Annotated in this window: 14 protein-coding genes; 1 reads left to right on the top strand and 13 read right to left on the bottom strand. The window is 58.7% G+C overall.

What is annotated here, in order from left to right; all coding sequences use genetic code 11:
- Nucleotides 1-7 precede the first annotated feature (7 nt).
- The 6 genes from PVE73_RS14730 to PVE73_RS14755 form a co-directional block, all read right to left on the bottom strand.
- A complete protein-coding gene (locus PVE73_RS14730; RefSeq protein ID WP_277362968.1) occupies nucleotides 8-1279 on the bottom strand; it encodes a phage major capsid protein in 1272 nt (423 codons plus the stop codon).
- Nucleotides 1280-1350: 71 nt separating this feature from the next.
- Nucleotides 1351-1944 (bottom strand): HK97 family phage prohead protease, encoded by a 594-nt coding sequence (locus tag PVE73_RS14735; protein WP_277362969.1) that lies wholly within the window; start codon nucleotides 1942-1944, stop codon nucleotides 1351-1353.
- On the bottom strand, nucleotides 1934-3235 hold the full coding sequence (locus PVE73_RS14740; RefSeq protein WP_277362970.1) for a phage portal protein: 1302 nt from the start codon (nucleotides 3233-3235) through the stop codon (nucleotides 1934-1936). The genes PVE73_RS14735 and PVE73_RS14740 overlap by 11 nt, the downstream gene beginning before the upstream one ends.
- On the bottom strand, nucleotides 3235-5073 hold the full coding sequence (locus PVE73_RS14745; protein WP_277362971.1) for a terminase TerL endonuclease subunit: 1839 nt from the start codon (nucleotides 5071-5073) through the stop codon (nucleotides 3235-3237). The genes PVE73_RS14740 and PVE73_RS14745 overlap by 1 nt, the downstream gene beginning before the upstream one ends.
- A complete protein-coding gene (locus PVE73_RS14750; protein ID WP_277362972.1) occupies nucleotides 5018-5452 on the bottom strand; it encodes a P27 family phage terminase small subunit in 435 nt (144 codons plus the stop codon). The genes PVE73_RS14745 and PVE73_RS14750 overlap by 56 nt, the downstream gene beginning before the upstream one ends.
- A gap of 137 nt (nucleotides 5453-5589) precedes the next feature.
- Nucleotides 5590-6498: a hypothetical protein gene (locus tag PVE73_RS14755; RefSeq protein ID WP_277362973.1), complete on the bottom strand. Its 909-nt coding sequence runs from the start codon at nucleotides 6496-6498 to the stop codon at nucleotides 5590-5592.
- Nucleotides 6499-6970: 472 nt separating this feature from the next.
- Between PVE73_RS14755 and PVE73_RS14760 the strand changes: the two genes are divergently transcribed.
- Entirely contained in the window at nucleotides 6971-7159 is a 189-nt protein-coding gene (locus PVE73_RS14760; protein WP_277362974.1) for a DUF3606 domain-containing protein, read from the top strand.
- A gap of 309 nt (nucleotides 7160-7468) precedes the next feature.
- Here the strand turns inward: PVE73_RS14760 and PVE73_RS14765 are convergent, their stop codons facing one another.
- The 7 genes from PVE73_RS14765 to PVE73_RS14795 form a co-directional block, all read right to left on the bottom strand.
- Nucleotides 7469-8560, bottom strand: coding sequence for a hypothetical protein (locus tag PVE73_RS14765; protein ID WP_277362975.1), 1092 nt, complete (start codon nucleotides 8558-8560; stop codon nucleotides 7469-7471).
- A 209-nt stretch (nucleotides 8561-8769) separates the two neighbouring features.
- Nucleotides 8770-8952, bottom strand: a complete 183-nt coding sequence (locus tag PVE73_RS14770) for a hypothetical protein (RefSeq protein WP_277362976.1) — start codon at nucleotides 8950-8952, stop codon at nucleotides 8770-8772.
- A gap of 263 nt (nucleotides 8953-9215) precedes the next feature.
- Nucleotides 9216-11552: a DNA-primase RepB domain-containing protein gene (locus tag PVE73_RS14775; RefSeq protein WP_277362977.1), complete on the bottom strand. Its 2337-nt coding sequence runs from the start codon at nucleotides 11550-11552 to the stop codon at nucleotides 9216-9218.
- 39 nt (nucleotides 11553-11591) lie between these two features.
- Complete coding sequence (locus PVE73_RS14780) at nucleotides 11592-11786, bottom strand: hypothetical protein (RefSeq protein ID WP_277362978.1); 195 nt, start codon at nucleotides 11784-11786, stop codon at nucleotides 11592-11594.
- On the bottom strand, nucleotides 11786-12163 hold the full coding sequence (locus tag PVE73_RS14785; protein ID WP_277362979.1) for a hypothetical protein: 378 nt from the start codon (nucleotides 12161-12163) through the stop codon (nucleotides 11786-11788). The genes PVE73_RS14780 and PVE73_RS14785 overlap by 1 nt, the downstream gene beginning before the upstream one ends.
- A gap of 170 nt (nucleotides 12164-12333) precedes the next feature.
- The gene (locus PVE73_RS14790; protein ID WP_346772422.1) at nucleotides 12334-12486 is read right to left on the bottom strand and encodes an AlpA family phage regulatory protein; all 153 of its coding nucleotides are present in this window, start codon (nucleotides 12484-12486) and stop codon (nucleotides 12334-12336) included.
- 174 nt (nucleotides 12487-12660) lie between these two features.
- On the bottom strand, nucleotides 12661-13875 hold the full coding sequence (locus PVE73_RS14795; RefSeq protein ID WP_277362980.1) for a site-specific integrase: 1215 nt from the start codon (nucleotides 13873-13875) through the stop codon (nucleotides 12661-12663).
- Nucleotides 13876-14184: the final 309 nt, after the last annotated feature.

The following is a 14184-nucleotide window of genomic DNA, read 5'->3' on the forward strand; positions in this document are numbered from 1 at the left end:
GCCAAACTCAGGCCTGGATGAGGTGCCTGACTGCGCGGCCGTCGAGCAATTCGCCATCGAGCCGCATGAAGGCGATAAAGCCGACCTGGAGATTGTCCATGTAGCGCTCGCGCAGAGCGATCATCTGCATGTTGCCGACTCGGCGCACGACATACTTGCTGTGATCGCCGAAGATTACGGACTTGTTGCCGGTCGCGATCGAAGCCATGGCCTGGTTGATCTTGTACGGCTTGCCGAGCAACGTGTCCGGAGCGCCGGTTTTCACGTCTCCCATCTGCCACAGGTAATTGCCCTGCCCGTCCTTGAGCTTCCGGATGGAGCCGAGGGTGGTGTCGTTGAACTGCCAGAAGCAGCGCGGCGACACCCGATAGGCGGGGTCCACAGAGTGGAAGAGATCAATCAGCTCGTCGCCGGTGACTGCGGTGGCACTCGCCGCCGTCAGCCCCAAGGTGGAGGCCGTCACAATGCCGTTCGGCTTATCGGCGCCATCACCGACCGTCAGGACGTCGTTGCCAGTGCGGCCGAGGCGCTCTCCGAACAGTTCGTTCAACAGCCCCTCAAAGTCGAAGAAGCTGTCCTGCAGAAGCTCGATCGACACCTTCACGACCTTGGAGTCGTATAGGTATGCATTGAGCGTCTTCTGCCCGAGGGTGACGTCGCCGCTGCCGTCATCGGTTACGGCGCCGTTTTCCGTGTGCAGCTCGCCGCGCTGGGCCGTGTCGTCGTTGGTCGGCCAGGGGATTGGATTGCCGGTCGCGGTCGGATACTGACGCGCAACCGTCTCGTCGAGCATCGGCCCCCACGCGGCGAGAGCCTTGTCGATCTCACCAGAGAAGCCTTCCGGAATGGTGTAGCCGCCGGCCGCACCAGGCGAAGTCGCCTGCGCTCGCTGCTCGATGTCCTTGTCAAGCGAACGGCCGGCCACAAGAACGCCGCGCTCTTCACGCGACAGATCTGCAACGCCGAAGCGCATCGCCTTCACGAAGACGTCCTTGTACTCGATCCTCGGTTCCTCATCACCGCCGGCGCGCGTCTCGCAGTTGTCTCCTGCGGGGCGACGAGGATCTCCATCATTCGCGCGCTTCTCGGCCTCCTCCAGTTTCTGAAGGCGTTCCATGCGCTCGCCGATCTTGTCGTGGTCGGCCATCATGGCGTCGAACTCGCGTTCGATTTCGGCGACACGTTCCGCCGGAGTGTTGTCCTTGATCTCGTCGTACTTGGCGCGCGCGTTGGTCGCGATGCGCGCCTGCTGCTCACGCAGTTCCTTAATCGTGCTCATGGGTTCTCCTTGGATGAGCATGAAAAAAGCCGCCCAGAGGCGGCTGCGAATAGGCTACCGGCGCGCGCCGATTAGCCGTTCTCTCGCTCTCTCAAAGCGAGGTTCATTTTCATGCGCATCCTGGCATTGGCGGCATGAAAGTTTAGCGTCCTGCGAACCTGCTCCCGATGGGCCTCCAGGGAACGCAAGCCGATCTCCGTTCCCTCGTAAGCCGGCTCCGTGACGACCGACACGTCGAATAGGTCGAGTTCATAGACGTGCCTCACCGGGATTTCCCCGGTCTCGTCCCACTCCTGCCGCGTGGCGCGGAAGGCGAAGGACATCTTATCGAGGTCGCCGCGCTTCATCTTGGGAACGATGCGCATCACGTCGGGATCGTCCGCGTCGAGCGTGCTGTCGATTTTGAGGCCATGGTCGTCTTCGGCGAGCATGAGCGTTCCTTTCCCGGAGCGCGATCGTGCAAGTGGCAAGCCCGCGTGGTTGATGAGGAACGACACGTCGTCTCGCGTGATGGCGGCCCGGAAAGCTCCAGGGTGAATGATCTCGCGGAAGTAGCACCCGATATCCGCCGCCTGATTGAAAACGGCCGCGTAGCCCGAGACCTTCACGACGTCCTCGTCGGCACGAATTTCAGCGGGCAAGCCGCCGCGGATTTCACGCTGCATTGCTGTTGTTCCCTTCGTCGTTCAGGGGCGGGCCGCCATTGTCACCGATGCCCCGGATGGGCTGACTCCCGAGAGGAACGGTGGCGCCCTGTATGTGGAGCATGTCGGCCTCGCCGCCCTTGGCAGGACGGTTCTCCATGTCGCGCGCCTCGTCTGGCGTCATCTGCGCGGTCTGGATCGCCCTGGCATAGCCTTCCATTCGGGTCTTGAAGTCACCCCGGAGGAGACCGTCGACATTCGCCTCGACATACTGGCGTGCGCTGGCCCGACCGAAGAGCTTCAGGTTGAGCTCCTGCTCAAACTGCGTCAGCCATCGGCGAAGGGTATGCTTTACCAGGTGGAGGTCCTGTTGCTCGGTGTTGGAGTATGTCCCGCGCGTCAGGTCCTGCAGGAAGATCGGCGGCAGCGAATAGATGCGCGCCACCTGCTCGATGATGAAGCGCTGCAGTTCGACGAGCTGCGATTTCTCTGGATCGACGCCAAGCTGGTGGATCTTGTGACCGGCCGGGAGTGACAGCGCCAGCCGCTTTTCCTTCGATGCCTTCCGGACGGCAGTGTCCATGTCGTCGGCTGCGCGCTGCATTCCGCCAGGTGACTGGAACGGACCCTCAATAGCGAAGGGAGGTACGCCGCCGCCCTCGAAAAACTTGGCACCGTATTTCGTAACAGCCTGCGCGAGGCCGATCGCCTCCCGGTTCGACAGGATCGGCGAATAGTGGGACAGCATGTCCCGCTTGAGCATGAAGGGGATGTCGATGACTTCCGACGCCTCGTATGTAACGGTGCGCTTGCCATCCTTGTATTGGTATACCTTGCGGCCATCAATGCGCTTGATGGTCAGGCAATCGGGGTTGAGCGGCCAGAGGTTGATGACCTTCTTCCCGGCCGACCGCTCGATAAAGGTGACTCCGCGACCTCCGGTGAAGACCTGGTCGAAAATGTATTTGCGCCACGCGAATGAAGACGTCTCATCGTTGGCGGCATCGTGAAGGATAACGCCGAGAGCGCTTGTGTCCCGCTCGCGACCCGATTTACCGCGCTTGTAGAGATGCAGCGGGAGGCTGGCCAGCGTACCAGAAAGGAAGTTGACGGCAGCCCAGATCGCCGGAACGCCAAGCGCACTTTCGATCGTGACACGCTCTCCGGCAGAGGACGTGGCATCAAGCCCGAGGAAAGAGAGGACGTTTTGCGATGAGAGCGGGACAGACGGGTTCTCGATCGAGGCCCTCTTGTCCAGAGCGGCATTCACGGCCGTCTCGATCTCCTGTTCGCTTGGTCCGAATAGGCCCATTATGCCGCCTCGTATTTGAAGTTCGGATCATCCCACGGCGACGCTGGCGGCGATGGGATCAGTTCTGAATGCGCGGCGCCGACGGCCTCGGTTATCGAGACCATGCCGTCGATCCGGCCCCGGCTTTTCTTCTTGTCGAACGCCCGGTTGTTCATCGCGTCCGAAACGATGGCGGCATTGGCCGCGCACATCGTGGTGACCGGGCTGGCGTCGATCGTGATCGAGCCGGCGAGAATGGCGTCCTCAAGCTGCTCGATCGAGCGCGGCATGCACAGCGCTTTTTCCTTGAAGACGACCCGCGTTCCCTGGCCATGGCCGACCAGCATCAGGCCGTCGCCAGTCGGCTCATCCGGCCCCTCGAATTTCCAGACGTCGAAGTCGATGCGCCCGCAGGCGTCAATGAAGTCGCCAATCTTTGCAGCGTCGAAGGCGAGGAACTGGACGTCATGCTCTTTGCAGAGAGCCTGCACCTTGGCTGCGACGAACTCGTAATCGATCGTGGCGCCGGGCACGGCCTCCATCAGTCCCTTCTCCGACCATTGGTCGTAAGGCGCATTGTCGTCCCGCGCACGATCGTGAATCCCGGCCTTCGTAGTGAAGTACCAGGTCTTGACGTACAGGTGCCCGCCCTTCCGCCAGCAGGCCGACAGTGCGGTCAGGTCGTTTTTCTTCGACAGGTCGAGAGAGAGCCAGCAAGGGCTGCCCGCCATCTCAGCTTCGTTAACAACACCTTGAACCGCTTTCCACGCGTCCTCTGAAATCCAGAAGCCATCGGTTCCCACCGGAATGCCAAAATAGAGACGCTTGGTCGAAAGCGCTTCCGACAACAACAGATTGGCCGTCTTGACCCGTTGCCGAACGTTTTCGATCGGATATGTCACGCCGAGCGCTGGCAAGCTTTTCGGCCAGCACCTTTCGTCGTTGAAGGGATCGTCCCCTTTATCGACCCGGGCGATGAAGCCGAAGAGGCTGTCATCCACCGCTTGCCCCAGCGCAATTTTCTGGAACATCTCACTGTACTCGGTGCCAACAATCTGGTTGGTGGCCGGAGTGTTCGTTCCAAGCAGCATCAGCGGATCGCCCGACACCTTGTCGATGGCCGCTTTCCAAACTTGTAGAGCATAGCTCGACTTAAACTCATGAATTTCGTCGGCGAGCACTGCATAGGGGCGAGGGCCAGATATTGAATCGCCACTCGCCAGTGACTGGAATTTCGATCCGGTGGCAGGATGTTCGATTTTCCAAGCGTTATCTGCAGTACCGCGGATCACCACCTCGCCGCGCGATTCAAGGCTATCGCCCTCCTCGCAGTCCGGCATGGTGGCTCGGCACATGGCGACGCCGTCTTTAAAGAGCACATTTGCTTGGTCTTTGTCGCCGGCGATAGCATAGCATTCAGACCGCTGTTTTCCGGCGAATCCCATCATGTATAGGCCGATCGCGGCCATGAACGGGCTTTTGGCCTGCCCTTTCCCGGTCTCCATCCACGCCATTCGGAAACGGCGCAGGCCATCCGATCGATACCAGCCGAACAGCGAGCCGGCCACAAACTCATGCCAAGCCAGGAGGCTGAACGGCTGGCCTTCCTTCGCGCCTTCCGTCACGGTAAGGACGGCGGGGAAGAAGCCGGTCGCGTGCGTCAACTTGTCGGGACGGTATACGAGCCCGCGCGCCGCGCCGTCATCAAGATCCTTCAGATGTCGGCGGCAGGCGCCTTTGACAAACTCGCCGGCGACAATCTTCTCGTCCAGAACATTGAGGGAGAATTGCGTCGCAACGTCATCAGCTGCCGGGCGCGCCGAGATAGGCGTCCGCGGCCTTCTTGATCTTTTTGCCACGATCCACCTTCGTTGCCTTCCCGCGGCTGACAGGATCAATCCCGAGCTTGCTCTCCAGGACGACGATACGCTCGTCGGCCTGCCTCATGACCGCCCAATATGGATTCCATTGGCCGACCTTCGCACGTTGCGCTGCCAATATGGCGCCATGCTGGGCGACGTGCCGCGCAGCTTTCCGGAACTGTACCCGGAACTCGACGAGTCGCGTCACGGTGTTGCCATTCGCGGTGGCCAGGGTGCCCACAGCTGCAAGCTCGTCAGTAACGGTCGACCACTGTTCACGAGCCTCGGCGATATCGCCTTCGTCACTGAAGATCGCACTCCAATCGGGTTCAATTACGGCTGCGGGCATACCATCCCAAACGGGGATGACCGACATCCCCCCTTCTAAAAAATGCTTTGAGTGCAAACGGAGGGGGGGCGCGGGTCTTGGACACTATGGGGTGGAGAGACTGACCCTCCCCCTCGTGCACGGCTACATGCGCCCAAGCAGGGTGGTACTCTGGGGCCGGGTGGTCAGCCCTTCGCACCGTTAGAAAACATATCGATTTGCAAAGGCGCCGGCTTATACTCTAGGACCTTCTTCACCGTGTGTTCAGTCTTAAGGCCGTCAGCACCCTGCTTTTGAACCGTCTGGACCATGCAGATTAGAACGTCGCTTTTTGCAAAGCGAACCTCGTTCCTATCTACTCTCGCAAGGAAATCCTTATCGTCTATAGTTGCAGTGATTACGTTCTGACCATCAAACAGCCGCCACTTATTGCCCTCTTGGAAGGCAAGGCTCCTGATGGACAGGGCCATTCGGCGTGTATCATCTACAACAGTCTCATCTTCAGGTTCTGGAAATCTAAATGCAACTCTATCCGCACGTGTAAGAATCTCGTCGGCTGGGAGTCCTGACCCGCGGCGAAACTCGATTCGCTCAACACGTTCACCCTCCAACGTGTCCAACAGTTCGCCGATAGCACGGTTTACGGAGACTTCGCGGTAAAGCCTCAGGACCTCCATGGGAACAGTGAACGACTCCTCACCCGCCTTAAGTGTGACGCTGGAACCGGCTTGAATGGCCTTGTCCGGTATGCGCCCGTCAAGCCAACGATATAGCTGGATGAGACCAGCGCCGGACGTGCCGATAAAGCCTAACCATCCCAAAAGTTGGGCCGCCGCTTGCCCATCTTCGGAAAGCAGAAGCCCTTTTATTGCCTCCCAGCCATGCAATACAAGATTGAGGTCAACTTCGAAGCACCCTACCGCAGTCGCCCTAACCTGTATCTGTGCCGGCACCTTGTCGCCATTAATGGCTCGGTTGGCGGCATCCACAGCCTTGCTAAGCGAGAGCAACGCCGGAGCTAAATCGCGAACGTCTATCGTCCCAACTTCAACGCCAGGTCCCTCAAAGGCCACTACGAATCGCGACATGCTCATAAGGTGCATCATAACCCAAGGTTCAGGTTAATTCGCGGTTACCGCGACTGGAAATATGGCTATTTTGAGTTCCACGGATGCCTCGGATCCACCGGCCGGCCGCTGTCGTCACTGCCGATCAAATAACCTCTCGCTTCCTCACGCTGAATGCGGCCGTCGTGGCAGGTTTTGCAGACGGTCTCGGTGTTGCCGAGGTCGAAGAACAACAGCGCGCCGCCCCTATGCGGAACTTTGTGATTGACCGTGGCCGCTCGCGGGTGGTTCGGCTTCCCCATTACCAGCAGGCAGTGGCACCGTTGGCAGGTGAAGCAATCTCTGATGAGCGCTTGCAGCCTGATCCCGCGAGGGCCGCACCACCGTTTGTCTCTGTAGAGGTGGCGATAGGCTTGTGACTCGGGGGAGCGGCGATCGGTAATCTTGCCCATGTGCCTCGATAGTGATTTTCTAGCTCTACTGTGGAGGAGAACAGAAAATGGCTGATGACAAATCGAAACGCGGTGGACCTGATCGGAAGCGGGTTGCGGGCGAGCAGCCCTACGAGGTGGGCTATTTCGCCCGCAAGCACCAGATCTCAATAGAGGATGCGCGGAGGATCGTGAATAAGTACGGTCCATCTCGCGACAAAGCCAACACAGCTGCCGCTAAGCTGAAGAAAAAGTAACCCACCAGGGTGCGCTTCTGCGAGAGGCGACGCGGGTCTTATTCTCGGGTGCCCATTCGGGTGAATTGGTCGCGTCCTTGCAACGCGTTGGTGGTCCTGCGCGTTAGCGCGCACCGCTTCACCACTAAGCCCATGCAGCGGCTGCGGAGGAGGAGAAACGCGCCGACTGCTGTTGGTACCGCCTGAGCGGGGGATAGTTACCCAGTGCTCGTCGCGAGCGGCACCGGGGCGGCAGTCGCCGCAAGTGTGTAGGACAGGGCAATTGGCCCTTCAATCTATAGGTGGAACCATTCTGGATAATTGGACAAGTTACGCCGATTTTTTCAGAATTTTTTGCGCGTTGTCGTTCGCAGCGAAAAGCAGGCGCTTCCCTGCCTTTCCGGCATAATCGCCGTCATATCCCAACGCTTTGCCGACATCAGCGTAGTTGCGCGCGTTCATCGCCGCGTCGATTGCCCTCCGATCCTCATCCTTCAATTCGTCAACCCACCGGAACCATGCCTTTCGTTCCTCAATCGCCTCGCCCAGTTCCTGCCAGTTCATTGCGCCGCCACCAGCGCATGTCGTCTTCTGCAAGCCGATAAATAGATCACGAGGGCGGTAGTTGCTGCCGCTGGCAATGCCAGGTGGGCACTTTTTGATGGCAGGCATCACAGGAGTGTTCGCGATTGCCTCCGCAAGCAGCGCGCGACTCTCTTCCGCGCTACGGGATTTGCCGCCGCGGCGTTTGCCACCGGGTTTGTAATCATACTTCGCGCCCAGAATCTCCTCGAAATATGGTTTGCTTCCGGCGTATGAACCTTCACCGCCCCGCGGAGATGTAGCCTTCTCACGCGTCTCCCTCATTGCGCCTACGGGAAGCTTTATGGGCGCCTCGATCGTCTTTGTCCTGCAGCCCGGTTTGCGTTTGCGGCCCTTTTCGGTTTGGGTGCCGTCGCTGAATTTCCAGCGCCCCAGCCGAATGACCACACAATGTTCCTTGCCCTCGTCATCAATGTGGGTTCCGTACTCAACGTCTCCGGAAATGGGGATAAGTTCGATATGTCCACCACCACCAACCTTGGCATGGGCCATCTGCTTGAATTCGACGCCTTGCAAGCCGCGCATGATAGCGTTCGGCGTCGGAGCCATTTCGTGCAGGGTTTCGACCTGGTAGCCAGCCTCGTCGGTGTCATTTTCCGAATCAAAGGAGTATGTCCCGGAGGGGGTGAGCGACCAGTTTGTGCCCAGTCCGGCAGATGGCGGCCCGCCCCTGAACGCCAGCAGTGGCTCTGGTTCCCTCGCGTTGTCGTTGGCCGCCTTCGGCGCCCTGGGCTGCCGTAAGCGCTCCATATAAATCGCCAACCCTTCCAAGAATTCTGCGTACTTCTTTTCATGGCTGTTTTCGGGCTTAGGCTGCATCCTGTCCCTCCCCTTTCCTGTTGTCGTTCGCCGCCACGTGAGGACGGGGCGTCGTCACGTACACACCCCTGGCCGCAGCATTGAGCCGATCGAGCGCTGTGACGCCGCACGGTGGCAAATGGAAATCACGCGTCATGCTCGGCGCTGGTCCGCGCCAGGCGGGTGCGCCCTGTTGGCGATGAGTGCGCAAACGTTGTGGGCCTGGCACGTTAGCGCCCTCCCGGCAGCAGATCACGATCGACCCAGTGCCATTCCCATGTCTCGTGCGTCTCGCACCAAACCAGGGCGAGCTGCTCGTCGCCAGAGATCTCATCTAGCTCATCGACCTGATCGGGATCGATCTCGTGCTCGATACGCTTGCCATTTTTCGTTGTGTAAACGGTAATGGTCATTCAGTGTTCTCCTGGCTGTCGTTGTGAAGTTGTGAAATTGTGCAAACACCTAGACACACACAGAAAGGGATACGGAAAACTCAGGCGGAGGAAGGATTCTCACAATTTCACAACTTAGATTATAGAAGATATCTTTCTTATATTATATATCTGTTTTTATTGGTTTTTTGTTTCCCCTTCCTTGTTGTGACGTTCCTCCAATTTTTTCACAACGCCCACAACTTCATCAGAGGGGGTGCCACAACTTGTCCCGGCTTTGTGGCTCATGCCACAAGTTGAAACCGGCATCGTGGGCCAGGTTTTGCTTTGCCAGTCAGTTCCTTGACTTTGCCGGTATCAATTAGCCAGGAGAGTGCCTCTGCCACTTCATCCTGGCGTGCTGCGCTCACGCCTTCCCGTTGAAGGAGGAAGGACCAGGGCAGTGTTCTGTCATTCGACTTTTCTAGTGCCCGCACAACGGCCTTGCGCAGCGCTTCGACGGTCGAGCCGGACATGTGCCTGTCGACGCCTTCGGTCACGATCTGTATGGACCGGTGCACGATACCCCAACCCCAAGACACGTCATCGGCTGTGATGGCGGGATCCGCCGGATTGCGGCTGACCGCACGTATCGACGCCAAGCGAATGGTGTTCTCGGCTGCGCGCCCGTTCACATTGTATTCGCGCTCGTTCCAGCCTCGATTGGACTGCCAGCGAAAGATGTCGGCCCAAAGATTGTACGCTTTACCGTACTCGCCGCCATCGAAGGGGATAACGACCTTATTTATACCAAGAGGATTGTCACCCTTCGGAAACTCGCCTACCGCCCTTTGCAAATCGACCTGTAATTGCCGCGGGATCCGGACTTCGCGATTAAGCCGGGGGGGTCGAATTTCTTCTGGTCCTTGGCCTTCGATGAACACGAAACGCGACAGCATGCCGTCAGACAGCGAGTCCTCCGACAAGCCGGCGTACAGTGTCGTTGGAGTCGTCATGCCCAGAACTGTGAGCGCCGGCCCCATTATGGGGCTGTCGTCCGGCTTGGCATCTGCGCTGGCGTATTGCCGCCCATGGAAGACTGCGTCCGCTTGGTCGTAAATCGCCAACAACAATTTCCGGATTGACGCCGAGGCAGAATTCGCACGCTTGGAGTTCACGTCTTGGAGCAGCAAGCCGAACTCGTCCATCACGACGACCGTGCTGGCGTTGCGCCTTAACATGCGTTCAATTGCTGCGAACGACGTCGGGTCACCGTTCGTGACGGCGCCAGGTCGGCCCGCCGCGTTAGCTAGGTGGATTATAGATTTTGGTGCATGACCCTTTCCGGAAGCCACTCCCATAACGGTGGCCATGAAGACGTTTAGTCCGCTCCGTGTCGGCCCAAGAGCTTTGTCCCCGAACATCCCACCAATCAGCGCAATTGCCGCCGTGAGCGAAAGCTCCGGCACCGGGATTATTGCAGTTTCAGTGATCCATCTTGAGATGTCTCTGAGCAGGCCTCCGGCCGCGTCGGGATTGAATGGGTCGGGGTGCATTGTCGGCGGAGTTGGGACTTTGCGTGCGGGTGCATCCAGGTCGTTGTCGTTCGCGGCTGTCGGCCGCGCCTTTGAAAGAAGGCCTTTTATGACAGCCGCGCCCCTTTCGCGGTACTCTACGTGGGGTGCACCGTACTTGCCCCAACAGCGCAAAAAGTCAGTTCTTGCGCGGTCCTCAGTGGTGTAGCGCAGGAACCAGTTCCCCGTCGCCGACATGAACACGACAAATGCCTGCTCTGCAGTTAGGCCGTCGTACGCAAGCTGTTCAACGACCTTCGCGGCATGCTCCGAGCGATAGCCGACATCATCCGCTGCGAGCATCTCAGCGGCATGGGCACTGACCTCGATTCCGTCGATTGATGGCAGTTCGCCTAGCTGGAACGAACGCGCCTCGGCCGCGGCATGCATGTGCGGTGCCAGCGCGGCGCGCAGGTCGTCGACAGATGTGACCGTGCCGTCCCATTCGGCGGCAACACCGACAGTCGCCGGATCTACCGGTCGCCCGCGAGAAATTTTCTTAGCGTTCGGCCAATTCAGCGTACCTGGCACGCGCCAAACGTGCGACACATCCGCGGTGCAATGATCGCAGTTGGCTGCGCGCTTCAGGCCAGATGCGAGCGGCTTGGCTTCTTGCGGAGAAAGCGGTCTATCGAGCAGCAGAAAGCACTGGTGGTTTCCCGGCGAACTCTCGATTACGTAATTCGGTTCAGCGGGCATCGTGCCTGAACGGCCAGTGTCGTCGTCCATATCCGCCACAAGCGCCAGAACGGCGATGACATCCGCCTCACTGCCCTTTTTGCCACGCTCCAGAGCCGGGTGCATCAAACTTGGGCATATGTAGACGTTCGCGTTCGGAGTTTCCGCATGAGCCATTACAGCTTGGACCGTCCCAGCGACATCACCGACACGGTGATGGCTGATAACACCCCCCGCCCGATCTTCGCCGATGGGGTTCGCGAAAAATGCGGAGACCACAAATTTGCCTGAAAGACCCGCCGCCAGTTGGTGCAGTATCTCAACGTGGCTGCGGATGGCTGCTTCGTCGAACGAGGAGGAAGTTTCAGGCTGCGGCGCTGCGGCTGACATGGTGGTCGATATCTCCGAGAGCGATAATGGTGAGGCGGATTAGTTCAGCGGCAAGCGATGGGCGACGCTGCTGCCGAAAGCCGAAGGCGCATGGATCCGGCGGCCGTTCTCGCTATCGACGAGGCGCAAATTGAACAGTCGGCAATCGTCTGTGAGTTGAACGTCGACAAACGCAACCGTCCGCCCACCGGCGCCGAGTTGCGCCGGTCGGATTGTGAGGATCTTGGGCTGCATCAGGCGGCGGCCCCCTGTGCAGCGTCGTTCTCAATTTTTTCGATAACGGCCTGCCAAACGAAATCCGCCACGCGTCTATCCGCAAAGAAGGCGTCGCCCACTGAACGAAGCGCACCCGTTCGTGGCGGAGTCCCTTCGCCCGCGAATTCGACGAACCCAAATCGACGCTGTGCGGCATCCTCAAATCCGCCAGGCAGTACCTTCTCAAGACTGAGAACGGGCGAATGATCGATGGGGCGAGCGTCGTGCGGCCACCCATCGAGGTAATCAATCGCGAGCCCGAAACCCCTGATCCGCTCGGCTTTGTCATGCGCTTCACGACGTTCGCGTTCCAGGCGGAATCCGCGGCCTTCCGTGTATACGGTCCGATTGAACATGAAAGATCCTCCTCCGCGCTCCTGAGGGCGCGGCAATTGATGTTTGTTGTGGGGCGTGGTTGGTGTTGATGTGCCGCCAAAGGCGGGAGTTTGTAAGGCGCCTGAGTGGCGGCCAGTAATTAGGCGGCGCCCTTGGGTCGGCGGGTGACTGGAAGCTGTTTCAAGTGATGCTAGGCGGCCGTCCTCGCCGCTATGCGGGCGTCAATCCAGGCCAGAACCTCCTCCCGCACAAAAGCAATTCGGCGGTCCCCCAACGGAACCGCCTGCGGGTATCGACCTTCGGCGCGGTAGCGGTTCACCATCGTTCTGGACATAGCGCACATCCGGGCCGCGTCGTTAAGGCTAACGAGCGGCGGAACGTTGTCGTTTGCTGCTTTCAATTTTTTCCTCCAAAGGGGGTTGACGAGGTTTTTAGAAATGGTAGATTTGGTTTGTATGTCGTACTGTGCCTTGCGTTTAGGTACAGTCGTCCATATGACCTTTTTACCACTTTATTGTCAACCCGAATGCTGGCGCTGGCCCAACGCCTGTTTGCCGCTGGCACAATAGGTTGCCCAATCGGAAAGAAGGGCGCGGCGCTTCTCCAGCGCATCCCCGCGACGGTAAGCCCGCTCCACGGCAGATCCTGTAGCGTGCGCAAGTGCCGCTTCAGCAATCTCGGTCTGGTAATCGGTTTCTTCGTGTACCCAGTCTCGTAGGGAACTGCGAAAACCGTGAACGGTGTAGCCGTTGCCGTCCGCAGTCTTGAGCGCCTTTGAGAGAGTCATATCCGAAAGAGGGCTTTTGGGCTTCATGCCAGGAAAAACAAGATCCGAAAGCCGCTTGGCTTTCACCTCCTTCAATAGATCTATGGCGCGATTGCAGAGCGGGACGCGGTGCGGCCTGCCGCTTTTCATACGGTGCGGGGGAATGGTCCACAGCTTCTCTTCTAGGTCGATTTCATCCCAAGTAGCACCCCGCGTTTCACCACTCCTTGCCGCAGTCAGGACGGTAAATTCCAACGCCCGTGCTCCCATGCCCTCCACTTCGCGAAGCTTCACCATGAAGGCGGGGATGTCTTTGTAGGGCATCGCCGCATGATGGCCGCGCTTCATTTCATCGGGAAGCGTTAGCACCTGTTGTAGATGCCCAGTCCATTTTGCGGGATTGTCTCCAGCGCGGAAGCCCTGCACCTTTGCAGAGTCGAGCACCATCTTGATACGCTCGCGCAACTTGGTAGCCGTCTCGTGCTTCTCGTGCCAAATCGGCTTTAGGACGCGCAAAACATCCTCTGTCGTGATCTCGGAAACGAGAATCTTGCGCAGCGGCTTGGCGTGGTTGGTCAAGGTGTTGCGCCAGCCAGCTTCCGTCTTTGCGCCGCGCCACTTGCCGCCATCCACGCACGCGTCGATGTAAGCGTCGGCAACCTCGCCAAATGTCTTCGGCTTCACCACCACGCGGCGCTCGGGCAGTTCCGTGAACGGGTCTCTCCCCTCGCCAAGGATCGCGCGGATTGCATCGGCTTTTGCTCTGGCCGCGGCAAGCGACACTTGCCCCGTGCCGCTGCCATAAGGGCCGAGGCCCATTTCTCGGCGTCTACCTTGGCGGATATAAATAAACACCCAATATCGGTGACCAGCTTTGCTCGTATGAAGCCACAGGCCGTCACCGTCACGAAGCTTTGCCTTGGTACTTGCCTTGATTTTTGCGAATGTCAGAAGATTGCGGGCCACCTTCTTTTCCTAACATTTTTCCTAATTTGTGTTGGTTGATATAATGGTCTAGGGCATTTCAACCATTTTGGCAACCGAAGGAAAATTCAGTGATTACAATTGTTTGATAGCCACTTACGAGAAACAATATGGACGCAAAAGATAGAAGTTTGTATTTGGCCCGGGGAGCCATTTTCCTGCGAAGCGCGTTGAAACGCACAGATTTCCTACGCTCGTACAATTGGGGCGACGACGCTATTCGCTCTGTGGAAGGGTCGGCGTGAAGACCAGTCCAGCAGGTTTCGTCGATTCCTATGTGCTTGAGGCACC

The sequence above is a fragment of the Chelativorans sp. AA-79 genome (assembly GCF_029457495.1).
GTDB lineage: Bacteria > Pseudomonadota > Alphaproteobacteria > Rhizobiales > Rhizobiaceae > Chelativorans.

Excerpts from the sequence above, each read along its gene's own strand:
- PVE73_RS14730 (WP_277362968.1), bottom strand. The coding sequence starts at position 1,279 with ATGAGCACGATTAAGGAACTGCGTGAGCAGCAGGCGCGCATCGCGACC.
- PVE73_RS14735 (WP_277362969.1), bottom strand. The coding sequence starts at position 1,944 with ATGCAGCGTGAAATCCGCGGCGGCTTGCCCGCTGAAATTCGTGCCGAC.
- PVE73_RS14740 (WP_277362970.1), bottom strand. The coding sequence starts at position 3,235 with ATGGGCCTATTCGGACCAAGCGAACAGGAGATCGAGACGGCCGTGAAT.
- PVE73_RS14750 (WP_277362972.1), bottom strand. The coding sequence starts at position 5,452 with ATGTCGGTCATCCCCGTTTGGGATGGTATGCCCGCAGCCGTAATTGAA.
- PVE73_RS14755 (WP_277362973.1), bottom strand. The coding sequence starts at position 6,498 with ATGAGCATGTCGCGATTCGTAGTGGCCTTTGAGGGACCTGGCGTTGAA.
- PVE73_RS14760 (WP_277362974.1), top strand. The coding sequence starts at position 6,971 with ATGGCTGATGACAAATCGAAACGCGGTGGACCTGATCGGAAGCGGGTT.
- PVE73_RS14765 (WP_277362975.1), bottom strand. The coding sequence starts at position 8,560 with ATGCAGCCTAAGCCCGAAAACAGCCATGAAAAGAAGTACGCAGAATTC.
- PVE73_RS14770 (WP_277362976.1), bottom strand. The coding sequence starts at position 8,952 with ATGACCATTACCGTTTACACAACGAAAAATGGCAAGCGTATCGAGCAC.
- PVE73_RS14775 (WP_277362977.1), bottom strand. The coding sequence starts at position 11,552 with ATGTCAGCCGCAGCGCCGCAGCCTGAAACTTCCTCCTCGTTCGACGAA.
- PVE73_RS14780 (WP_277362978.1), bottom strand. The coding sequence starts at position 11,786 with ATGCAGCCCAAGATCCTCACAATCCGACCGGCGCAACTCGGCGCCGGT.
- PVE73_RS14785 (WP_277362979.1), bottom strand. The coding sequence starts at position 12,163 with ATGTTCAATCGGACCGTATACACGGAAGGCCGCGGATTCCGCCTGGAA.
- PVE73_RS14790 (WP_346772422.1), bottom strand. The coding sequence starts at position 12,486 with ATGTGCGCTATGTCCAGAACGATGGTGAACCGCTACCGCGCCGAAGGT.